We start from the raw sequence: 21923 nt of genomic DNA, 5'->3' as shown, positions 1-21923 counted from the left end.
GACGTCTCAACTTTCTTGGTGATGTGGGGTGTTGACAGCGTTGTCGGCTTGGTGCCGGTCACCGGAGCACGAGGGTCCGGATCTCCCAGGGTCCGAGGACGAGTTCCAGCCCGTCCTGTACCGGCTCGGGGGCGATCGGCCGGCCGAGCAGGTCGACGGTGGTGGCCTCGGTGAAGGCGCCGGTCACCCGGACGGGCGTCGCGGTGCCGCTCATCGCGGCCAGTCGGACCTCGGTGCCGGGCCCGCGCCCGGCGTCGTCGACCCGGCGGACGCTCGACACCTGGACGTCCCGGCCGTCGACCCGCACACCGGTCGCGTCGGGCGGCAGCTGTCCGCCGCCGGGCGCGGTCCCGCGGGTGACGAGGACATCGCTGCGGAACTCCTCGGCGAGCGCGACCGCGTCGGCGCCCTGCCAGCCGGCCGCCGAGGGCAGCACGGCGAACCGGTTCTCGATGCGGATGCCCAGGTCCTGCGCGCCGGGGGCCGGGATCTCGCTCGCCGCGGGCTCGTCCCGCAGGGGGTGGATGTTGACGCTGATGGAGCCGATGGCGCGCAGCAGGGTGACGGCGAGTTCGGCGCCGCCGTCGACGAGTTCGTACTCGGCGGAGTGGTCCAGCAGGACGGTGGCCGGGCCCGCCGACACGAAGGAGCTCGCGGGGAAGGTCGGGATCGGGTACTCGCCCCAGCCGCCCTCGGCAGTCAGTCCGCGCTCGGTGACGGCGAACTGCCCGGCCGACGCGGAGGTGGTGACGGGCTGCGGGAGCGGTACGTGCAAGCGCAGCCGGTGGTCGGCGGAGCGGTTGAGGAACGCGGTGGAGACCCGGACGAAGGGTTCGCCCGCGCGTACCTCCACCAGCATCTCCACGGGCGTCGGCACGGTACGGCCGGCGCGCCGGTCGCGGTCGCCGGCGAGGAGCGCCTCGGGCCAGTCGTAGACGCGGGTGACCCGCAGCCTGGCCCGCAGCGGGCCGGTTTCGAGGAGTTCGACGCCGACCCGCGTCGGCTCGGACACCAGTACGTCCTGGGCCGGGGGCGCGTAGTTGTAGCTGTCGCCGCGGTCACCGCCGTCGACGAGCCGGCCGACGCCCCACAGGACGGTGCCGTCGGTCCCGGTCACGTCCAGGGTGCCGTCGGCGGCGACGGTGACCTCGACCAGGCCGTTGGAGAGGGTGTCCGCCGTCGCGGTCGCGGGAGCGAGCCGCGGCTCGGGGGCGGCGGACCGGTCGCCCGCCCCGACCCGGAAGGCGGCCAGTCCGGAGGCGGGGACGGGCAGCGCCACCAGCGCGGTGGCCCGGGCCTGCGCCAGCGTCCGCACCCGCCACTCCCCCGGATGCGCCGCGGCCGCGGCGGCGACCTCGCCGCGCAGGGTCATCAGGTCGAAGGGACCGCCGGCCGGCACCTCGGCGAGGTGGAAGACCAGCGAGTCCGTGGTGAGTTCATAGCGGTCGATGAGCAGACCGAACAGCTCACGACGGTGGATACGACGGAGCACGCGCTCCAGCTGTGAGGCGTCGAGCCGCTCGTCGCTGAGGACGGTCGGGGCCTCGGAGACCAGCTGTACAGGATGTGTCGAGCCGTCGGCGGTGGTCGCGGTCAGCGTGCCGCCCTCCGGCGCGGCCACGACGTCCACCTCGACGAGTGCGGTACGAGGTGCGGGCAGCGGGTTGGCGACCAGGTAGCCGTCGCTGGGCACCCGGGCGGCGGGCTCGGCGAGGGCCGCGTCCCGCACCGCGCGGGCGGTCTGCGCGGCCTCGGCGAGGCGGGCCGCGACCTGGTCGCAGGTCTCGTCGGTGCCGGAGCCGACCACCGAGTCGTGCGCGGTGGACTCGATGATCTTGTGCCAGGCGAGGGCGAGGAAGGCGGAGTCGTCGCGCCCGGACCACAGGGCGTTCATCCGCTCGGCGTGGTCCACGGTCCGCTCGGCGGCGGCCATCCGCTGCTTCAGTCCGAGCCGCACGGACAGCACGCCCGGCAGGATGTTGCCGCGGACGTGACTGCGCAGTTCACCCGTGACGACGGCGGTCGCCTCGTCCCTGACGTGCTTACGGATGTACTCGTCGAGCGTGGCGATGGTGATCGGCCGCTCCTCGCTGGAGGCCTGCCGCAGCCAGTCCGCGAGCCGCGGGTCGGGCGCGTTGTGGTCGGTGCCGGACATGGCCAGCACCGGGTCGCCGCCCCAGCGGCCCGCGGTCATCTCGGCGTACTCGGCGAGCGCGCTGCGGATCCGGTCCGGTACCAGCAGGACGTCGAGGCCGTTGTCGTACCCGTCGAAGAGGAACTCGGTGCGCACCTCGGAGCCGTCGGGGGCGCGCCAGCGGAAGGCGTGACCGTCGACGGAACCCGGCACACCCCGCCACAGCGCCGCGTGCTCGATGCCGGCGCGGGCCAGGATCTGGGGCATCTGCGCGATGTGGCCGAACATGTCCGGCAGATAGCCGATCGGCATCGCACCGCCGAGGCGCTCGGCGGCCGCCCACCCCATTTGGAGGTTGCGGACGATGGTCTCGCCGGTGCAGAGGAACTCGTCGAGCAGGATCAGCCACGGCCCGACCGCGAGCCGCCCCTCCCGGACGAGGGCCGCGACCCGGTCGCGGTTCTCCGGCCGCATCTCCAGGTAGTCCTCGACCGCGGCCATCTGCCCGTCGACGGTGAAGCGGAAGTCCGGGTTCGTCTCGGCGGTCTCCAGCACGGTGTCGAGGGCGGTGACGAGGCGGTGCCGGAACACCTGGAACGGCTCGTACCACTCGCGGTCCCAGTGGAAGTGGGGCACGAAGACAGCCGGGTCGGTCATGGTGGGGGACGCCTTCTGTGTGGGGGTCACTTGAGGGAGCCGGCGGCGAGGCCGGTCCGCCAGAACCGTTGGAGCAGGATGAACACGACGATCACCGGGAGGATCGAGACCAGCGAACCGGTGATGATGGACTGCTGGAGCAGCGGCGCGCGGGCGGTCTGGCCGTTCCACTCGTACAGGCCGAGCGTGATCGGGAACAGGGACTCCTTCTGCAGCATCACCATCGGCAGGAAGAAGTTGTTCCAGATGGCCACGAACTGGAACAGGAAGATGGTCACTAGCGCGGGTGTCATCAGCCGGAACGACACGGAGAAGAAGGTGCGGAACTCGCCCGCGCCGTCCAGTCGCGCCGACTCGATCAGCTCCTGCGGGACGGCCGCGTCGGCGAAGATCCGCGCGAGGTAGACGCCGAACGGGCTGACGATGCTGGGCAGGAAGACCGCGAGGTAGGTGTTGACGAGCCCGGTCGCCGAGAACAGCAGGAACAGCGGCAGGGCGAGCGCGGTGGTGGGGACCAGGACCCCGCCGAGGACGACGGAGAACAGGAACTCCCGGCCGCGGAAGGGGAACTTGGCGAGGGCGTAGCCGCACAGCGCGGAGATCAGGGTGCCGACGGCCGCGCCGAGCACCGCGTAGACGACGGTGTTCAGGGCCCAGCGGCCGAAGATGCCGTCGCTGCGGGTGAACAGGGTGTGCAGGTTGTCGAACAGGTTGAAGTGCGAGAACAGCAGGCCGTTGGTGGAGGCCATGTCGCCCTGCGGCTTGGTCGACGCGACGACCAGGAAGTAGACCGGCAGCAGGAAGTAGACGGTCAGCAGGAGCATCAGGGCCATGACGGCCGTACGGCTGACGCGGCTCTCACGAGTCACGGAGGGGTTGCTCACAGTCCGGCCTTCTTCGAGGTCAGTCGCATGAACCCGAAGCTCAAGACGAAGGTGATGACGGCGATGACGACGGAAATGGCCGCGGCCTGCTGGTAGTTGTTCCCGGAGGCCACCGTGTAGGCGAGCATGTTCGGGGTGAACGTGCTGGAGATGTTCGAGGAGATCTGCCGCAGCACGGCCGGCTCCGCGTACAGCTGCAGGGTGCCGATGATCGAGAAGACGGTGGTCAGGACGATCGACGGGGCGATGATCGGGACCTTGACCCGCCAGGCGATCGCCCAGTTGCTCGCGCCGTCGAGCTTCGCGGCCTCGTAGAGCTCCTGCGGGATCGACTGCAGCGCCGAGTACATGATCAGCATGTTGTAGCCGGTCCACAGCCAGGTGGAGACGTTCGCGGCCGACCAGAGCACAGCGCTCGGACCCAGGAAGTCGGGGTGCAGTCCGATGCCGTTCAGGAGGTCGACGACGGGGCTGAGCTGGGGCGAGTAGAGGTACGACCACATGATCGCGGCGATGACACCGGGCACCGCGTACGGCATGAACGCGGTGATGCGGAAGAAGCCCTTGAACCGCAGCAGCGGGGTGTCCAGCAACAACGCGATGATCAGGGCCACGAAGAGCATGACCGGCACCTGCACGATGCCGAACAGCCCGATGCGGCCGATGCTGGACCAGAACTCGTCGTTCTGGAACACCTTCACGTACTGCTCGAAGCCGCCGAAGGTCGTGTACGACGTCCCGTACTGACCGCCGGTGCGGCGCACGACGCGGAAGCTCTGCCAGAGCGCGTAGCCGACCGGCACCAGGTAGAACAACACGAACGGCAGGAAGAACGGGGTCAGGAACGCGGCGACGGTGCCCGCCCGGGGACCGCCGCCGCCCTGACGCAGGCGGCGGCCCCCGGACGCGGTGACCACGTCGGCCGGACGGGTTGCGAGGTCGGTCATCGAACGGTCACTTGCCTGCCGTCGCCGGGATCGCCTGGTCCTTCATCGACTTCAGCGCGCCGGCCTGGGCCGCCGCGATCGCGTCGGACAGCGTGCCGTTGCCGGCCGCGGCCTTGGCCATCGCGTCCTGGAGGGCCAGGTTCACCGTCTTCTGGGTGGGGCCCCAGGCGAAGCTGGTGTCGATCTTCTTGGAGGAGTCGGCGAAGACATCGAAGATCTTCTGGTTGCCGTAGTACGGCACGCCCTGCTTCAGCGCGGGCAGGTCCAGGCCCGCGGTGGCCGCCGGGTAGAGGCCGCCGAACTTGTTCTCCAGCGCCAGGGCGTCCGGGTCGGTGTTCAGCCAGGTGTTGAACTCGACCGACTCGTAGAGGTGCTGGCTGCCCTTCATGAAGGCGACGGTCGAGCCGCCCCAGTCACCGGACGTGCCGTTCGCGCCCCAGGTCGGCATCGGGACGATGGTCCACTTCCCGGCCTGCTTGGGCAGGTTGTCGCGGAACATGCTGTAGCCCCAGGCGGCGCCGACGTAGGTGGCGATCTGGTCCTTCTGGTACGCCGCGTACATCTGCGTGGAGCCGTGGGCGAGGTCGGTGCGCACGACCTTCTCGGAGATCAGCTTCTGCCAGTAGTCGGCGACCTGCCGGCTCTGCGCCGAGTCGACGGTGACCTGCCACTTGTCGCCGGAGTAGCCGTACATCTTGGCGCTGTTCTGCCAGAGCAGCCCGTTGAACCACTCGGCGTTGTTCGGGTCGAAGAACGTCATGGAGAGGTTGGAATCCGCCTTGTGCAGCTTCTCGGCGGCCGCCTGGTACTCGGCCCAGGTGGTGGGGATGGCAACGTTGTACTTCTTGAAGAGGTCACTGCGGACGTACAGGGCCATCGGGCCGGTGTCCTGCGGGATCGCGAAGACGCCGGTGTCGCCGAAGCTGGTCTGCGACCAGGTCCAGGGCACGAACTTCGACTTGGCCGCGGTGGCCGTCCTGCACGCCGAGGCGTCCACGAAGGCGCTCTGGGTGCGGAGGTTGGGGAGTTCGTCGTAGCCGACCTGGGCGAGGTCCGGGGCCTTGCCCGCCTTGAGGGCGTTGCCGAGGGTGCCGTACTGGTCGTTGGAGATGTTCTTCGTCTCGACCTGGACGTCCGGGTGCTGCTTGTTCCACAGGGCGACGACCTTGTCCATGCCCGGAACGGTGTTCCAGTACTGGAGGGTGACCTTGCCCTTCGTGGGCGCGCAGGAGGCGCCGGACGCCTTGTCCGACGAACCGGACGAATCCGATGAGGAACATCCGGCGAGTACGACGATGCCCGCTGTGGCGGCCGCGACGGCGAGGCGGGTGCGAGTGACTGTGCTGCTCATATCTTCCGTTCCAGAGATCGCCTGGCGAGGCGGGTCAGGCGGGTCGACGTTGACACCTGGAGGCGGATGCCTTCCGGTTGGAATGCTTCTGGTTGGAATGTGGGTCCGTGAGCGGTACCGTGAGCGCTCACGGGAGCGGTAACGGGAAGTGATTGGGAGTGTGTGCTCCGGTCCGCCGGAGTGTCAAGGCTCAGAACCCGGGACACGGCATACTCGGTGTCCCTGCGACGTCCCTGCGACGCGGGCTCGTCGGCAATTTCGCGGAGGTGAGTGATGGCGTCGTCGGGGACCGGACCCCGCAGGGTGACGATCGACGATGTGGCCGAGGCCGCGGGCGTGTCCCGGCAGACCGTGTCACGGGCGCTCAACGACAAGGGCGAGATCGGCGTCTCCACCAAGCAGCGCGTCCTGGACGCCGCCCTGGAGCTCGGCTACCGGCCGAGCCGGTTCGCCAGGGGGCTGGTACGGCAGGACACGTTCAGCGTCGGACTGGTGATCCCCGATCTGCTCAACCCGTTCTTCACCGAGGTCGCCGCGGCCGCGCTGGACGCGGCCCGGGCCCGCGGCTGGCATGTGGTCGTGTACGACACCGGTGACCGTGTCGAGGAGGAGCGGGGCACGCTGGAGGTGATCGCCTCGCAGGTGGACGCGGTCGTGGGCTATCTGAGCCTGCCGGAGGACGAGATCGCGAAGCTCACCCGCGGACTCCCCGTCGTCCTCATCGACCGCAAGCACCGCACCGAACGGTTCAGTTCGATCCGGATCGACGGCGAGGCGGGCGTCCACGCGGCGATCCGGCATCTGACCGGGGCGGGGCACCGGCGCATCGGCATGCTGGACCACGCGGAACGGTCCGAGCCGAGCGTCCGGCACGAGTGGTTCGACGGCGCGATGGCCGCGTGCGGACTGGACGCCGGTTCGGTGGCCCGCGCGGACCAGAGCGTCGAGGGCGGGGAGCGGGCGCTTCAGGAACTCCTCGCCCGCTGCCCCGACCTGACCGCCGTGTTCGTCTTCAACGACATCATCGCCATCGGGGCGCTGCGCGCCGCGCGCCGGCTGGGCCGGGAGGTGCCCCGGGACCTCGCGGTGATCGGCTTCGACGGTCTGCGGCTGGGCGCGCTCGTGGAGCCGCCGCTGACCACGGTGGCCCTGGACACCCGCGGCCTCGGCGCGCTCGCCGTCGAACAGGCGGCCCGCCTGCTGACCGGAAGCGGCCCGCTGCACGCCGACGAACTGACGGTGGGGGCGGAACTGCGGGTGCGCGAGTCGGGGTAGGAGGCTCGGGGGCTCACTCTTCGTCGTACCGGACGGTGCAGAAGCCGTCGGCCCACGTCCGCTCGTCCAGGTCCACCGGGGAGACCTCCCACTCGGCTTCCGGCGGGCCTTCGCGATACGCCGAGGCCGCCGCCCGGGCCTGCTCCTCGGAGCGGTACGCGCCGAGGACGACGACCTCCTCACCGTGGCCGGGCTCTTCCAGGATCCGGCAGAGCAGGTGCACCTCCGCGGGCAGGCCTTCCGCGGCCGGCCCGCGGTCCACCTCCAGCGGAACAACCAGGAAACCGTCCGGGGAGTCCCTGAACCCGGGGAGTTCCGCGGTGACGGCCCGGGCCTGCGCCGCCCGCTCCGGCGAGGAGAAGACCCCGATCAGCTTGAAGTCGGCGCTCCCGTCGTCGAAGTCATGGAGATGGATCAGTGCGTGGACCGCGGTCATGTGTCACGCCTCCGCTCTCTCGACGGGGTTACGGACTGCTGGCGGTTAACTGCGCGCGGGCGCGTTCTGGCGCACATGGGTGAGTGTTCTGGCTGCGGCGTGTACGACCGCACGGGGCAGAACGAAGGTTCCTCTGCCGAATGTGTGACCTTTCCTGGCGGTGGTCGTTGGATACCGTGACGGCTTTTCGGGGGACGCCGGGACGGAGGGTGAAGGGATGGGCGGACTGCGGGAGATGGCGGCGCCGTTCGTGGTCCCCGGCCCCTCGGGAGTTGCGATCCGCGACCGGCTCAAGGGGCTGGCTGCCGAGGACGAGAAGGTACTGCGCCTGGTCGGTGATCACCTGGGCGCGCTCGCGTCCCGGGACCTGAAGGCCCGCTGCGCGGCCGGGCTGGAGCACGACGCCGGGCAATGGGCGCAGCGTAAGCGGGCCCTGACCGAGGAGTCTTCCTCCCGGTGGGCGGGCAGCGTCACAAAGGCCACGCATGACCAGTGGGCGCTCGCCCGACGCGGGCAGGGCGCCCACATCCAGAGTCTGGAAGCGGGTGTGCGCACCGTCGCGCACCGTCTGTCCCTGCCTGTCGGTGCGAAGGGCGGCAAGCGGGCGCCGGGCGGGTACCGCAGTCGGCAGGAGTGGTTCGCGAAGTCCCGCCGCCTGTGCGTTCTCGTCGGCCGGCTCGACGCGGCCCGAGCGGACCGGGAAGCCGGACGCGTCTGTGTGGTACGGGGCGGGAAGAGGCTGCTGAACACCCGCCACCATCTGGAGCAGGCGCAGCTCACCGAGGAGCAGTGGCGCACGCGGTGGGAGGCCGGACGCCGGTTTCTCCAGGCCGACGGTGAGTCCGGAAAGCGGTTCGGCAACGAGACCATCCGCGTCACCGACGGCGGCGAGGTCTCCATCAAACTCCCCGCACCGCTGGCACACCTGGCGAACGCGCCGCACGGGCGGTACGTCCTCGCCGCGACGGTGTCGTTCGCGCACCGGGGCGAGCAGTGGTCCGACCGCGTGGCAGCCAACCGGGCCGTTACCTACCGCATCCACGAAGACACGGCACGCGGACGCTGGTACCTGACCGCGTCCTGGACGATCCCCCCGGCCCAGACCGTACCCCTGGCCGCGGCCCGCGCGAGGGGGCTGGTCGGTGTGGACACCAACGCCGACCACCTGGCCGCCTGGCGCCTCGACGCGCACGGCAACCCCGTCGGCCGGCCACTCCGCTTCGGCTACGACCTCACCGGCACCGCCGACCACCGCGACGCCCAGGTCCGCCACGCCCTCATCCGCCTGCTGCACTGGGCCAGACGCCACCACCTCGCCATCGCCATCGAAGACCTCGACTTCACCGCCGAGACCACCCGCGAGAAACACGGCCGCAAGAAGCGCTTCCGCAAGCTCATCTCCGGCATGCCCACCTCCAGGCTGCGGGCCCGACTCGTATCCATGGCGGCCGAACTCGGCATCCCGATCGTCGCCGTCGACCCCGCCTACACCAGCCGGTGGGGTGCCCAGCACTGGCAGAAACCCCTCACCAGCAACAACCGCACAACCACTCGCCACGACGCGGCCGCCGTGGCGATCGGAAGGCGCGCCCTGGGACACCCGATCAGGCGACGAACGGCACCGCCCCCGCACGACCAGAGCGATCGTACGGGGCATCGGACCGTCCAGGCCCGACCGGTGGCCTCGGGGCGTGAGGGAAACCGCCCCCGCATTCCCGGACCACGGACACGATCCGTCGGCGCCGGATGCGGAGCGAACGCGGTGGACCAGAACGCCCAACACCGTTCGGGGCGTTCGGCTGAGCATGGGCTCTGGCAACAGGACTCACTCCCGCTCAGTCTCTAGAAACGGTTCCCGTCCGTCATGCCCAGGCGTGCCTGTTCCTCCTCCACGATCCGGCGGGCCAGTTCGAGGTCCGAGACGTCGACCGCGTCCGGGGTGGCCTCGGCCACCGCGCTGCGGCGGGCGTAGGCGTCGAACAAACGGGTCTTGCGCTCCAGCATCCTCACCAGGCGTTCGTCCACTCCCCCGGTGGCGAGCAGGCGGTGTACGCGGACCGGTCTGACCTGGCCCATGCGGTGGGCCCTGGCCACCGCCTGGTGTTCGATGGTGGGCTTGATCTGGGGTTCGCAGATGACCACGACGGAGGCGGCCTGCATGTTGAGGCCGACGCCCGCCGCCTGGATCTGCGCCAGGAGCACGGCGGGGCCCGGGGCGGCGGCGAAGTCGTCGACGAACTGCTGCCGACGTGCCGCCGGAACGCCACCGGTGAGCGGGCCGAAGACCGCGGTGCCGCCGTCGAGTGCCTCCTCGACCACGCGCAGGACGTCCTTGAAGTTGGAGAAGACCACGGTCTTCTGCCCGTTCTCGCCGGCCTCCTCGACGATCTCCCGCAGCCGCTCCAGCTTGGCCGACTTCTCCGGGCGCAGATACGCGGCCCGGCGCATCGCCATGAAGTTGCCGGCCCGCACGGCCTCCCGGTACGCCTCCTCGTCCGACGCGCTCAGCTCCTCCCACTCGTCGGTGTGCTGGAGGCTGGGGAGCTCCGTCAGCACGTCCTGCTGGTTGCGCCGCAGATAGACGGGGGCGACGGCCTTGCGGAAGGCGACCGAGCCGGCCAGCGCGTCCCCGTCGTCCAGGGACTCCGCGACACCCCGGTCGAGCATCCCGACCAGGTTGCGGAACTCCGCGACCCGGTTCTCCATCGGGGTGCCGGTCATGAAGAGGGTGCGCTCACAGCCCTCCGCCCACTCGGCGACCGCCTGGGACCGCTTGGCCTTGGGGTTCTTCACGGAGTGCGCCTCGTCGACCACGAACAGGCCGACCTCGCCGCCGCCCGGTGCGGGAAAGCCGCGCAGGGCGTCGAACGTGGTCACCCCGACCCCGCCCCGTCCCTTCCAGTCGGCGAACGCGTCACGCCGGTCGGGGCCGTGCAGCAGCAGGACGCGCAGGGCACTGCGGGCCTCGATCTCCCGGGTCCAGTTCACGAGGACGCTCGCCGGGCACACGACCATGAAGTGGCTCTGCCCCTCGGCGGCCAGGTGGGCCAGCACGGCGATCGCCTGGATGGTCTTCCCGAGCCCCATCTCGTCGCCGAGGATCACCTGGCGCTGTGCGAGGGCGAACCGCGCGCCGAACGCCTGGTAGCCGCGCAGGGAGACCCGCCGGTGCGAGTCGTCGAGGTGCTGGGACCGGACCCGTTCGGCGATCTCGTCCGGCAGGAAGCCCTCGGCGGCGGCAGCGTCGGGTGCCGCACCGGAGATCTCCGCGAGCAGGCTGTAGTAGTCGGCGGAGCGGAGTTCGAAGTCCGCCCAGGCGGCCAGGTCGGACGACGGTCCCCGGAGCAGGTCCACCGAGGCCTGGGCGAACAGTTCGGGCAGCAGCGCCCGCTCCGCCTCCTCCACCAGCGTGCGCAGTCCGGCCACCGCCGTCAGCGCGCGGGCCTTCTTCTCCCGGCCCGCGAGGAGCATCCGGAACCGCCCGGCGGCGGGCCGTGCGTCGGCGAGCAGCGGCTCCAGCCGTTGTGACAGCGTGGCGGCCCGGTCGACGGCGCGCCGGGCGTCCGGGCCGGCCTCCACCAGGACGTGCAGCGCCGTGACGAGGGCGGTGGTGCTCGGTTCGGGCCGGTCCACGTCGATATGGACGGCGACGGTCTCGTGCGCGGCGTCGGAGAGCCTGCGGGCGGCGGCGAGCATCTGGTCGACGGTGCGCTGTCCGACGCCGGGGATCTGCCGCAGCCGATAGGGGCCCGCCGCGAGCACGGCGCCCACGGTCCGCAGTCCGCTCTGCTCGACGCTGCCCAGCCGCAGCCGTCCCTCGGTGACGTCCTGCAGCCGGGCGACCGGGATGGCGTCGAGTTCCCGCCGCACCGCGGTGTCGTGGATCGGCGTCAGGACCGCCCGTACCGCCTCGACGGCCCCGCCGTGGTCGCCGACCACGTTCCGAGCCGCCTGGTGCAGCCGCGCCGCCCTCGCGACCACGTCCCGCTCCGCCCGCCCCACGCTCCCCGCCCCTCCCTCGCCGTCCCCGCATCCTCCCACCACACGCGCCGGCCACCGACCGGCGTTCGAGCAGCCGCCGACCGAGTCCGGCGAGGTGCCGACCGGCGTTCGAGGAGCCGTCGGCGTGATCGAACGGCCCACCCGCGCGCCGGCCTGCCGGAGCGCGTCGTTACAGTGCTCGATCATGTGAGCGTGCGGGTGGGGACCCGCGGGTTCCGGACCGGACGCGGCCCTGCCGCCCGCTCCCCGGAGTCCCGCTCGCAGTCGACCGATTCTCCGGGGGGATCATCATGAGACGCAGCACCTTCCTGGCGGCGGCCACGGCGACCGCGCTGTCCGCCTCCCTGTTCACGGGCCTCGCCCCGGCGCAGGCGGACGGCACCGCGGGCGGTCCCGTCCTGTCCGACGCCAACGGCTGGAACGAGCCGGGGCTGGTCTTCGTGACAGCGCACTCCGACAGCCCGATCACCCGCATCACGGCTCACTTCTATCCGCTGGACTCACCGGACGGAGCCCAAGAGGCCGGATCGACCGAGGACTTCACCCAGTACTCAGGACAGGACGCGACGTCCGGTACCTGGCGGGCGCCGGTCCACCTGGCGGACCTCGGTGACTACCGGGTCACCGTCGACCTCCAGGACGCCTCCGGCGCCACCGTCACCGGCGCCCTCTCCCCCGACCCCCTGCGGTACCGGACCATCCTCACGATCTCCGGTCTCACCGCCACCCCGAGCGTGCCGGACTACCTCCACCAGCAGGTCTCCGTCAGCGGCACCGTCGTCGCCCAGGACCCCCGCACCCCCGACACCCCGACTCCCGCCGACGGCACCCCCGTCGACGTCGTCGCCGACACCGGACTCGGCCGGACGACCGTGACCGCGACCGCCGGCCCCGACGGCCGCTTCACCGCCGCCTACGTCCCCACCGAGACGTCCTTCCGGCTGTTCGTCGCACCCCAGGCCTCCAGCAGCTACCCGGGGGCGATCGACCTGTCGACGTACCCCGACCAGTGGCTGCACACCACCCAGGCACCGGTCCGCTTCTCCGCCAGCACACACGCCCTGAACCTGAAACAGGGCGCCACCGGCACCGTCACCGGCCACGCCGAGATCCAGACCACCGCCGGCTGGCAGCCGCTGCCGAACACCGCGATCACCCTTGAGGACTCCCCGGTGGTGGCCGGGCAGACAACCACCGACAGCCGGGGCGACTACACCCTGCGCGTCTCCTCGGAGAGCCCCGCTCCGAACGCCGAACTCTTCGCCGGCACCGACTACATGCCCTTCCAGCAGGTCGCCACCCAACCCTTCAGCCTGCACGTCGCGTACACCACCCACACCGACATGAGCGCGGACCTCACCGACGGCGGCTCCCTGAAGGTCTCCGGCCACGTCTACTACGAAGACGCGCGCGCGAAATGGCCCGCCAAGCCCACCGTCACCCTGCAGTACTCCAAGGACGGCAGGACCGGCTGGAAGAACGCCACCGCCGTTCCCCTCCCGATCCGCTACAACAAGCCGCTGTTCGAGGAGACGTTCGCCCGCACCCTCACCGCCCCGGACACCGACGCCTACTGGCGAGCCCGCTTCGACGGCAACCCCGATCTGGGCACCAGCACCACCAAGCCCGTGCACCTCTACCGCTACACCACCCGCATCACCGGCTTCCACGCCTCCCCGAACCCGGTCCGCAGGGGACAGCCGATCAACTTCGGCGGCACCGTCCAGTACAAGAAGGGCAGCACCTGGAAGCCGCTCTACGACGGCGGCTGGCCCACCCTCTACTTCAAGCCCCGCGGCTCCAGCACCTACCACTACGTCTGCGAACTGGACACCGACAAGAACGGCCACCTCGTCGGCATCGTGGCCGCCAAACAGGACGGCACCTACGCCCTCGCCGTCAGCCGCGAGACCGGAGACCACTACCTCAGGAGCGCGAGGGTCACCGACTACGTCGACGTCCGCTGAAACCCGGTGCCGGATGCCGGAATTGACGTAGCGTCATACCACTTGCGGCATACGGCTTCCGTACCCGTGGGGTGCGCGGCTAGGTTCTCGCCGTGACGGACTCCGGCCCGCAGCGTCGTGGCTTCGCCTGGCTCCCGGTCTCGGTGGTGGCGCTCGCGGTGATGGCGTTGCTGCTGATCTTCGCCTCGCGGTACGGCTATCACCGGGACGAGTTGTACTTCCGGGTGCTGGGCCGCCATCCCGCCTGGGGATACATCGACCAGCCGCCCGGCACGCCGCTGCTCACCCGCGCGTCGATCGCCGTGTTCGGGGACACCGTGCGCGGTCTGCGGGTGCCCGCCGTCCTGGCGGCGGGCGCGGTGGCGTACCTGTGCGCGCTGGTCGCCCGGGAGACCGGCGGCGGCCGTGGCGCCCAGACGCTGGCGGCCGCCGGCGCCTCGGGGACGCTCGTGCTGACCTTCGGGCATCTGTTCGTGACCACGTCGCTGGACATGGTCATATGGCTGGCCGTCGCCCTGTTCGCCTTCCGGGCGCTGCTGCGTGACCAGCCGCGGTGGTGGCTCGCCGTCGGCGCGGTGGTCGGAGTGGGCCTCTACAACAAGCTGCTGGTGCTGCTGCTCCTGGCCGCGCTGGGCGCCGGTCTGCTGGCGGTGGGACCGCGCCGGGTGCTGCGCTCGTGGTGGCCGTGGGCGGGGACGGGGCTGGCCGCGCTGATCGGCGTACCGAACCTCGTCTACCAGGTCACCCATCACTTCCCGGTGCTGACCATGGCCGGCGCGCTCCGCTCGGACAAGGGGGCCCTGGGCGGCGTGCTGAACGTCCCGTTCTTCTTCCTCACGGTCGGACCGCCCCTGTCGTACATCGCCGTGGTGGGCCTGGTGCGGGTGCTGCGCGATGCGGAACTGCGGGCCGTGCGCGCCTTCGGCGTCGGCTATCTCCTGCTGCTGGTGCTGCTCTGCGCCATCGCCGCACAGCCCTACTACGCCATGGGCATGGTGCTGGTGCTGTACGCGGTGGGTTCCGTGCCGGTGGCGCGGGCGCTGGCCGAACGACGGCACAGCCGGGCGCTGTTCGCGCTCCTCCTCGTACTGAACCTGGTGACCTCGGTGGCGTTCGCCCTGCCGGTGCTCTCCCTCCACAGCCAGGAGAAGCTGCACCTCGCCGAGGCCGACCAGGGACTCGGGGACGAGATCGGCTGGCCGCGCTACGTCGCCCAGATCGCCGCCGTCTACCGCCCCGGCGCGATCGTCATCACCGGCAACTACGGCGAGTACGGCGCCCTCGACCGCTACGGCGCCGCCCACGGCGTTCCCCGGCAGGTCCTGTACAGCGGCCAGAACGCCCTGCGCACCCTGGGCACCCCGCCCGACTCCGCCCGGACGGCCGTCGTCGTCGGCATCGACGACCGGGCCTGGCTTTCCGCCCAGTTCGCCGACTGCCGTGCCGAGGGCCGGCTGGACAGCGGCTACCGCATCGACAGCGAGGAACAGGGCCGCGCCGTCTACCTGTGCCACGGCCCGGTGCGACCGTGGCACGTCCTGTGGCCGCGTTTCCTGCACTACGACTGACCGCAGGGGCGCCCGCTACTGGGCGCGGTGCTCCTCCACGTCCATGGCCTGGTTGATGATCTCGTTGAGGTGCTCGGGGTCGGGGACGTGCTTGAGGGTGAGCAGACCGTGCTCGGAGGCGGACTGGATGGAGACGGTGCCCTCGTGCAGGATGCGCTCCCACAGAGTGGCCCTGAACGACACGTCGTTGATCCGCGACAGCGGAATGCTGTGCTCCGTCCTGGTCAGGAAGCCGCTGCGCCGGTAGATCCGCTTCGAGGTCACGAGGTACACGGTGCCGCGCCAGGCGAGCAGGGGTATGAGCCAGAGCCAGAGCGAGGCGATCACCGCGAGCCCGGCCACCACGTAGTCGGCGACGGCGCCGAAGTCCAGCAGCCAGAACAGCGCGCCGGCCACCAGCCAGACCAGGACCAACAGGACGAACTCCGTGAACAGTTCCGTCCAGTGCTGGCGTGTGGCGTACACCAGCTCCTCGTCATCCGCGAGGTATCTCTCCGCGTAACTCATTACTGTCCTCTCGACCCGACCGGCGCTGTGCCGCGCAGAGCCTACACAGCGGTGGTTACGTGGATTTCACGAGTTCAGGCGGCATGCCCGAGGCGGCTTCAGCCCGTTGCCGTGGACCGGCCCGCGCGGCGCGAGCGGCGGTTGCGCCACCGGGTCACCAGCCACAGGACGTTGACCCCGCCCAGGGTGACCAGCACCGCGGCCGAGTCGGCGACGCGGGCGGGGCCGTGGCCCGGTCCCAGGCCGCGGGCGGCGCGGACCAGCAGGGTGATGTCGGCGGGGAGGGTGACGGCGGCCATGAAGGCCAGACAGACCACCGTGCCGGCCACGAGGACGACGCTGTAGAGACGGACGGCCCGGCGCTCGTGCGGGGGCAGCCGGGTGCTGGGGTCGGCGGCCCCGCCCCGGCGGCCCGGCGGCCGCGTCGTCCTGCGGAACACGTAACGGGCGTAGGCGAGTCCGTCGCCGTACAGGTTCCGGCAGCCGGTGAGGTCCTGGAGGACGAAGTACAGGTCGGTGCGGGTGAACACCATGAACTGGAAGGGCAACGGCAGCAGCGCCAGCAGCAGGGCCGCGGCCAGGATCCGGTGGGCCGTCGTCCCGGTGTCCGTGCCGGCGAGGGCCAGGAGCAGGGCCGACGCGACGGACAGGTTGAGCGCGATGCCGGCGAGGTAGGCCGTCAACCGGTGGCGGCGGGGGGCCAGTTCGATGCCGCTGATGTCCGTCTGCATGACCAGGAACTGCAGCCGGGTGCCCAGCCGCATCTTTCCCGGGACGCCGGCCGCCCGGGCGGTGACCAGGTGCGCCAGCTCATGGGCCAGCAGCAGCGTCCAGCCGGCCGCCGCCCCGGTGAGCAGGACCAGGCTGCCGTGCGGGCTCCACAGCAGGTCGCGGTAGCCCGGGAGCAGGTCGGGGCGGCGGAGGAGGACCGCAACGGCGGCCAGCAGCAGCGCCCCGACGAGGACGGGCAGCGCCGGGTGCAGGGCGTACCGGACGTGGTGGGGGCGCAGCCGTGGGAGGGACGCGCGCGGTGGTTCGGGGTCCGGAACCGGGTGGTCCCCGATCCGCGCCACGAACCCCAGAGCCGCCAGGTCCCTGACGAAGTCCGGGATGTCGAGTTCCTCACCGGTCTCGGCGTGCAGGATCTCCGCGGTACGGCCCACGCTCAGCCCCTCGCCCAGGAGTTCCACGGCACGGGCCCCGGCCGCCGGCAGGGCGACGAAGGTCCGGGTGGCCATACGGCCCACGATCCACTCGTCCCGGTCACGCCGTACACCGAGGTCGTGCAGCAGGACGCGCGTCGACGGCTCGATCCGGGGGACGCCCTCCGCGGCGGTGTCCGTCACGAGGGGTCCGGGAGGGCCGAGGAATCCGGGAGGGCCGAGGGGTGCTGCGGGGCCGGGCTCGCCGCCGCTGCCGCGCCGCATGCCGGGCAGTCGGAGCGGCGCTCGGCGCGTTGCATGACCGGGTCGCCGGGCATCATGAGGTTGAGGCCGAACCGGTATCCGGGGTCGATCCGGGGGATCCCGCACAGCAGCATCAGTGCCGCGTGGGCCAGCAGGCTGCCGGACAGGCCCGCGGTCACGGCGTTGACCGGATTCCACGGCATGCGCGGCGAGGCGACCTCCTCGTCCTGGCCGGGCGCGAGCCGCAGATCGCGGCGCTCGTCCTCGGCGCTGCGCAGACACTCCCAGCACGCGCCCCGGCCGGGCGCGAAGACCCCGACACTCACCAGGGGCCCGCGATAACCGGCCTCGGCCCACGGTGTGCCGGAGGCGAGACAGACCTGGTTGGCCCATCTGCGGATCACGGCGGGACGGTCGGCGGCGAGGAGGAGTGCGTCGTACCGCGAAGCGGTACCGGTACCGCCGGGGGTGCCGGTACCGCCGGGGGTGCCGGAACCGCCGGGGGTGCCGGTACCGCCGGGGCTACCGGTACCGCCGGGGCTACCGGTACCGCCGGGGCTACCGGTACCGCCGGGGCTACCGGGAACACCCGGACCGCCCCGACCGCCCGGACCACGGAGGCCGCCAAGACCGCCGGAACCACCAGCACCACCGGAAGCACCGGAACCACCAGCACCACCGGAAGCACCGGAACCGCCAAGACCGCCGGAACCGCCGGCACCACCGGTCAGCAGGTCTTCGAGGTCCGCCGGGCCGTGTACCTCGCGGCGTTCGCCGGTGACCGTCGTGTCCGAGTTCAGGGCGCGCAGCGCCGTCAGTGCCGCGTCGATCTTCGGCGTACCGAGGTCGCGCTCGCGGAAGAGGGTCTGGCGGTTGAGGTTGGACAGTTCGACGACGTCCGGTTCGACGCAGTGCAGCCGTCCGACCCCGGAGGCCACCAGGTCCCGTGCGGCGGTTCCGCCGGTACCGCCGACACCGATCAGCAGGACCCGGGCGCGGCGCAGCCGCAGTTGCGGCTCCCACGCGCTCTGCCTCGGCCCGAGGTCCATCCAGCGCAGCAGGGTCATGCCCCTGCCGTACCGCTCGCGTTCCCGTCCGGACAGCTCGGCCGGCGGCTCGGCTCCGGCGTCCTCCACGTACCCGGCCGTGGTCAGGTCCGTGATCGCCTGGACGATGTCCGGGTCCGGCAGCGACAGCCCCGGGTGGTGGCGGGACACCTCGGTGACGATGTCCGCGGGGCTTCGCGTACCGTCCATGGCCTCGACGAGCGTCCACACCCAGCCGTCGGGGTCCAGGACCTCGGCGCCGATGCCGTGCACGACGCTCCCGATCCGTACATGGCCGTCGACGGTCCGGTAGGCCCGGTGTTCCGGCTTGATCCGAGGCCGCCGCATCGCGGGCACCGTCATCTTCACGCCAATCTCGTGAGCCCCAACTACCCGAACAAAAGCGGACGTTGACAAGAGTTGTCGGCCGAGCCAACTCTGGCAAGAGCACCTCGAACACGGCACGCCCCAACCGGCGACGGAAGGACACGGCATGGCGAACAAGATCGAGATCCGGCCGTTGGACAAGAAGGAGACCACCGGCGAAAGCGGTGGCAACGGCGGCGCCTGACCAGACGCGGATGATGGACCGTTATCCCACGGTCACGGAAGTCACCGACTCGGCACGGCGGTTGGTCTCCCGGTTCCCGGGGGCCTGCCGACTGCGCCGGGTCGGCACCTCCCGTGCGGGCCGTCCGATCGAGTTGCTGTCCGTCGGACACGGGCCGCGCCACGTCCTGGTGGTGGCCCGGCCGCATCCCGACGAACCGGTCGGCGGCGCGACCGCGCTCGCCCTGGCGGAGCGGCTGGCACACGGCGACCACCCGTCCCCGGCGACCGACCCCGCTCTCGTCACCTGGGACATCGTCCTCTGCCTGGATCCGGACGGCGCCGCACTGAGCCGGGGGATCGAGAAGGCGACGGCCGGCCCCGGCCACACCCTGGACGCCTACTACCGCAGCGCCTACCGACCGGTCGCGGCGGAGCAGCCGGAGTGGGCGCCGATCGAGTCGGCGCAACTCCCGGAGACGCAGGCCCTGTTCGATGTGATCGACGAACTCAGGCCGGTTCTGCAGTGCTCCCTGCACGGTGTCGAAGCGGGCGGCAGCTGGGTCCAGTTGACCCGCGACCTCCCCGGACTCGGGCTTTCTTTCCGGGCGTCCGCCGCGGAGCTCGGCATCCCGGTCCAGCGCGGCACGTTCGACGCCCTGTACTGGGAGAACCCCGGCCCCGGGGTCTACGTCCTGCCGCCGCCGGACAGCACCGGCCGGCTGGCGGCCGGGTCCGAGAACATCGGCCGGTCCACCTGGTGTGCGCCCCAGCGGTACGGCGGTGTCACCGCGATCGTCGAAGTGCCCATGTGGGCGAGCGGCCTGGCCGCCGACCCGTCCCCGCACCCGGACGCCGCCGGCGCGCTGCGCGACCTGGCCGGGCTGGTGCGGGACGGCGGACAGCAGGTGACCGCCGTCCTCGACAAGGCACGCACCTTCCTGCCGCCGGCCGCGGACAGCCCGCCCGGACGCGTGCTGGAGTGGATGGCCGACGGTCTGTACGACCTGGTCGCCGACTCCTGGGAGCCGCTCGCCCGGCAGGCGGCCGACGGTCCCCGGCGTCTGACGAGGGCCCAGGTCTGTGCCCTGGACATCGTGGCCCGCCGCCAACCGCTGCGCGCCGCGGGCTTGTTGCTACGGCTGCTGGCCGCGGCGGACGACATCGCCGCCCCGGGGCTGTACCGGGATCTCGACGAACTCTTCACCGCCTGGTGCGCGGACTTCGAGCAGGCCCTGCGGCTGCGCTGGGTACCGGTGCGCGATCAGGCCGAGCTGCAGGCCCGTACGGTCATGGCCGCCGCCGGGACCGCGTTGACGACGGGAACCGCCCCTCGGTGAAACGCGACCCGACGACGTCGTCCCCGCCGCGCATCGCCAGGGCCCTGGCATCATCACCCGCATGGACGCCATCGGAAACCCGGACATCCTCAGGGCGATCGCGGACGAGCTCGGTGACTGGCGCAGGCTCGCCCAGCCTCTCGTGGCCCGCTACCGGGTCGCGGACGGTGTCGGCGGCGCCGAGTTCGCGGCGGCCGTCGCCCGTGAGGCGGCCGCTTCCCGGTACGACATCCCGGAGCTCCGTCTCGGACCCGGGCACATCGACATCACCCTGTACAGCGTGGACCCGGAGAGCGGCCGGCGCGGGGTGACGGCAGGCGACCTCGACCGGGCTCGCGTCATCACCCGGCTGGCGAAGGAGCACGGCCTGACCGCCGTCCCCGGCGAGGTCACGCAGATCGAGCTCTGCGTCGACACCGCCGCGGATGCCGCGCTGGGGCCGTTCTGGGCCGCGCTGCTGACCGGGGACCCGGACAACACCCCCGTGATCGACACCGTCTTCGATGCCACGAACCGGGTGCCCGCTACGTGGTTCCAGCGGACCGACGCCCACCCGACTCCGCGTCAGCGCTGGCACATCGACCTCTGGCTCGCGCCGGAGGCGGCGCCGGAGCGCATCGCGCTCGCCCTCGCCGCCGGGGGCACCCTGGTCGACGACACGGATCCGTCGTTCACCGTGCTCGCCGACCCCGAAGGCAACAGGGCGTGCGTGTGCACCGCTCTCGGCCGGGACTGAGGCCTCGCCGGCCTGGTGGTCCGCCCATCGTGCACGGCGCGCTACGCGTCCCGGCGCAGGGCGGCGGCCGTCCACTCACGGGTTGCGGCCGCCCGGTCCGGGTCCGGCTGGGGCGTGCCGTTGATCGTCGCCACCAGGGAGTGGTACCTGGTCAGCAGCTTCAGGCCGGCCGACGTGGCCGCCCACTGCGCCGCCCGGCCGTCCGGGTCGAACTCGACGATGCTGCGCCGGGCCCTGTCGACGTCGTACTCCCCGGTCAGGGCGGCGGCCAGTTCGGCCGAGTCGGCGGCCACCCGCTCGGCGATGTCCCGGGCCTGCGGCGAATCCGCGGGCACGCCGGCCTGCTGGGCGGCCTGTGCCTCCAGGCGGAGTTTCCGGTGTCTCTCGATACGGTCCATGATCTCCGGTGAGGCGATCAGCTTGCCCTGCTCGGTGGCGAAGGTGCGGTGGAAGAAGTCCCGCAGCGTCGTGCGGAACTCCTCGTCCTGCACGATCTCGGCGAGGTCGATCCAGGCCTCCAGCTGCTCGGTGGACGGCTCCTCGGGCAGGTGCGGCCGTCCGCTGCGCAGCCGCTCGACGTAGCCGGGGTGGACCTCCAGTCCGTCGGTGACGAAGTCCCAGAACCGGTCGATGAGCCGGTCACGGTCGTCGTCGGACATCGACACGAGCTTGTGCATCAGGCTCACCTGTTCCGTTGTGGTGTGTTGCCGCACGATGGTCCGCAGCACGGCGCGGCGGGCCCGGAACTGCCGCAACCGGTCCTCGACCAGGCGCAGATGCGTGACGGCCAGGTCGTGCAGGGTGGTTTCCGCGGCCAGCACCCGGCGGATGTCGTCCAGGCCGGCCCCCAGGTCGCGCAGGGTGCGCACGAGTTCGAGCCGGGCGATGGCGTGCACGTCGTACCGCCGGAAGCCGCCGTCGGTGAGGCCGGTGGGCGTGACGACGCCCTCGTCGGCGTAGAACCTGATCGCGCTCACGCTCAGGCCGGTGCGGCGGGCGACGTCCCCTATGGAGTAGAGCTCGTTCACACCCGTCACTATGGGATCTCAAGCGACTTGAGAGTCAAGGGGGGCGGCGGCCATGTGCCGCTCCCGCTCCGATACGTGCTTCAGCCGACT

16 protein-coding genes are annotated in these 21923 nt (G+C 71.5%); 6 read left to right on the top strand and 10 right to left on the bottom strand.

The annotated features are described in order from the left end of the window. Nucleotides 1–58: 58 nt before the first annotated feature. The 4 genes from ACIRR9_RS02445 to ACIRR9_RS02430 are packed head-to-tail and all read right to left on the bottom strand — an operon-like array spanning nucleotide 59 to nucleotide 5973. Nucleotides 59–2791, bottom strand: a complete 2733-nt coding sequence (locus ACIRR9_RS02445) for a glycosyl hydrolase-related protein (protein ID WP_403746752.1) — start codon at nucleotides 2789–2791, stop codon at nucleotides 59–61. A 26-nt stretch (nucleotides 2792–2817) separates the two neighbouring features. Beyond that, nucleotides 2818–3624: a carbohydrate ABC transporter permease gene (locus ACIRR9_RS02440; protein ID WP_403747034.1), complete on the bottom strand. Its 807-nt coding sequence runs from the start codon at nucleotides 3622–3624 to the stop codon at nucleotides 2818–2820. Between the two features lie 47 nt (nucleotides 3625–3671). Then, nucleotides 3672–4622 (bottom strand): carbohydrate ABC transporter permease, encoded by a 951-nt coding sequence (locus ACIRR9_RS02435; protein ID WP_403746750.1) that lies wholly within the window; start codon nucleotides 4620–4622, stop codon nucleotides 3672–3674. A gap of 7 nt (nucleotides 4623–4629) precedes the next feature. Next, the gene (locus ACIRR9_RS02430) at nucleotides 4630–5973 is read right to left on the bottom strand and encodes an ABC transporter substrate-binding protein (protein ID WP_403746747.1); all 1344 of its coding nucleotides are present in this window, start codon (nucleotides 5971–5973) and stop codon (nucleotides 4630–4632) included. A 273-nt stretch (nucleotides 5974–6246) separates the two neighbouring features. Between ACIRR9_RS02430 and ACIRR9_RS02425 the strand changes: the two genes are divergently transcribed. Continuing rightward, nucleotides 6247–7248 carry a LacI family DNA-binding transcriptional regulator gene (locus ACIRR9_RS02425; protein ID WP_403746744.1) on the top strand — a complete coding sequence of 334 codons (1002 nt, stop codon included), beginning with the start codon at nucleotides 6247–6249 and terminating at the stop codon, nucleotides 7246–7248. A gap of 13 nt (nucleotides 7249–7261) precedes the next feature. Here the strand turns inward: ACIRR9_RS02425 and ACIRR9_RS02420 are convergent, their stop codons facing one another. Next, the gene (locus ACIRR9_RS02420; RefSeq protein WP_403746741.1) at nucleotides 7262–7684 is read right to left on the bottom strand and encodes a hypothetical protein; all 423 of its coding nucleotides are present in this window, start codon (nucleotides 7682–7684) and stop codon (nucleotides 7262–7264) included. A gap of 217 nt (nucleotides 7685–7901) precedes the next feature. Between ACIRR9_RS02420 and ACIRR9_RS02415 the strand changes: the two genes are divergently transcribed. After that, nucleotides 7902–9530: an IS200/IS605 family accessory protein TnpB-related protein gene (locus tag ACIRR9_RS02415; protein ID WP_403746738.1), complete on the top strand. Its 1629-nt coding sequence runs from the start codon at nucleotides 7902–7904 to the stop codon at nucleotides 9528–9530. Here the strand turns inward: ACIRR9_RS02415 and ACIRR9_RS02410 are convergent. Next, a complete protein-coding gene (locus ACIRR9_RS02410; RefSeq protein WP_403746736.1) occupies nucleotides 9527–11686 on the bottom strand; it encodes a DEAD/DEAH box helicase in 2160 nt (719 codons plus the stop codon). The two genes, ACIRR9_RS02415 and ACIRR9_RS02410, sit on opposite strands and share 4 nt — an antisense overlap. Before the next feature lie 290 nt (nucleotides 11687–11976). On the opposite strand from ACIRR9_RS02410, the gene ACIRR9_RS02405 reads away from it, so the two are divergent. Both ACIRR9_RS02405 and ACIRR9_RS02400 read left to right on the top strand, forming a co-directional pair. Continuing rightward, complete coding sequence (locus tag ACIRR9_RS02405) at nucleotides 11977–13653, top strand: hypothetical protein (RefSeq protein WP_403746733.1); 1677 nt, start codon at nucleotides 11977–11979, stop codon at nucleotides 13651–13653. A gap of 92 nt (nucleotides 13654–13745) precedes the next feature. Beyond that, entirely contained in the window at nucleotides 13746–15221 is a 1476-nt protein-coding gene (locus ACIRR9_RS02400; RefSeq protein WP_403746730.1) for a glycosyltransferase family 39 protein, read from the top strand. Between the two features lie 15 nt (nucleotides 15222–15236). Here ACIRR9_RS02400 and ACIRR9_RS02395 read toward each other — a convergent pair whose 3' ends face one another. The 3 genes from ACIRR9_RS02395 to ACIRR9_RS02385 all read right to left on the bottom strand — a co-directional run bounded on the left by ACIRR9_RS02395 (nucleotide 15237) and on the right by ACIRR9_RS02385 (nucleotide 18543). Then, nucleotides 15237–15728, bottom strand: coding sequence for a PH domain-containing protein (locus ACIRR9_RS02395; RefSeq protein WP_403746728.1), 492 nt, complete (start codon nucleotides 15726–15728; stop codon nucleotides 15237–15239). Nucleotides 15729–15826: 98 nt separating this feature from the next. After that, nucleotides 15827–17074 carry a hypothetical protein gene (locus tag ACIRR9_RS02390; RefSeq protein ID WP_403746726.1) on the bottom strand — a complete coding sequence of 416 codons (1248 nt, stop codon included), beginning with the start codon at nucleotides 17072–17074 and terminating at the stop codon, nucleotides 15827–15829. Beyond that, nucleotides 17071–18543 (bottom strand): HesA/MoeB/ThiF family protein, encoded by a 1473-nt coding sequence (locus ACIRR9_RS02385; protein WP_403747032.1) that lies wholly within the window; start codon nucleotides 18541–18543, stop codon nucleotides 17071–17073. Before ACIRR9_RS02385 ends, ACIRR9_RS02390 begins: the two co-directional genes overlap by 4 nt. Before the next feature lie 221 nt (nucleotides 18544–18764). Between ACIRR9_RS02385 and ACIRR9_RS02380 the strand changes: the two genes are divergently transcribed. Together ACIRR9_RS02380 and ACIRR9_RS02375 are read left to right on the top strand one after the other, a co-directional pair. Then, a complete protein-coding gene (locus ACIRR9_RS02380) occupies nucleotides 18765–20069 on the top strand; it encodes a M14 family zinc carboxypeptidase (protein WP_403747029.1) in 1305 nt (434 codons plus the stop codon). A 61-nt stretch (nucleotides 20070–20130) separates the two neighbouring features. Continuing rightward, complete coding sequence (locus ACIRR9_RS02375) at nucleotides 20131–20805, top strand: VOC family protein (RefSeq protein ID WP_403746723.1); 675 nt, start codon at nucleotides 20131–20133, stop codon at nucleotides 20803–20805. Nucleotides 20806–20846: 41 nt separating this feature from the next. On the opposite strand, the gene ACIRR9_RS02370 is transcribed toward ACIRR9_RS02375, so the two are convergent. Continuing rightward, nucleotides 20847–21833, bottom strand: coding sequence for a MerR family transcriptional regulator (locus tag ACIRR9_RS02370; RefSeq protein WP_403746720.1), 987 nt, complete (start codon nucleotides 21831–21833; stop codon nucleotides 20847–20849). Between the last annotated feature and the right edge of the window lie 90 nt (nucleotides 21834–21923).

Origin of the sequence: Streptomyces sp. NPDC101234, assembly GCF_044767525.1 — a bacterium.
GTDB lineage: Bacteria > Actinomycetota > Actinomycetes > Streptomycetales > Streptomycetaceae > Streptomyces > Streptomyces sasae.
Note: the sequence above shows the minus strand (reverse complement) of the source record. Positions and strands in the feature narration are given on the sequence as shown.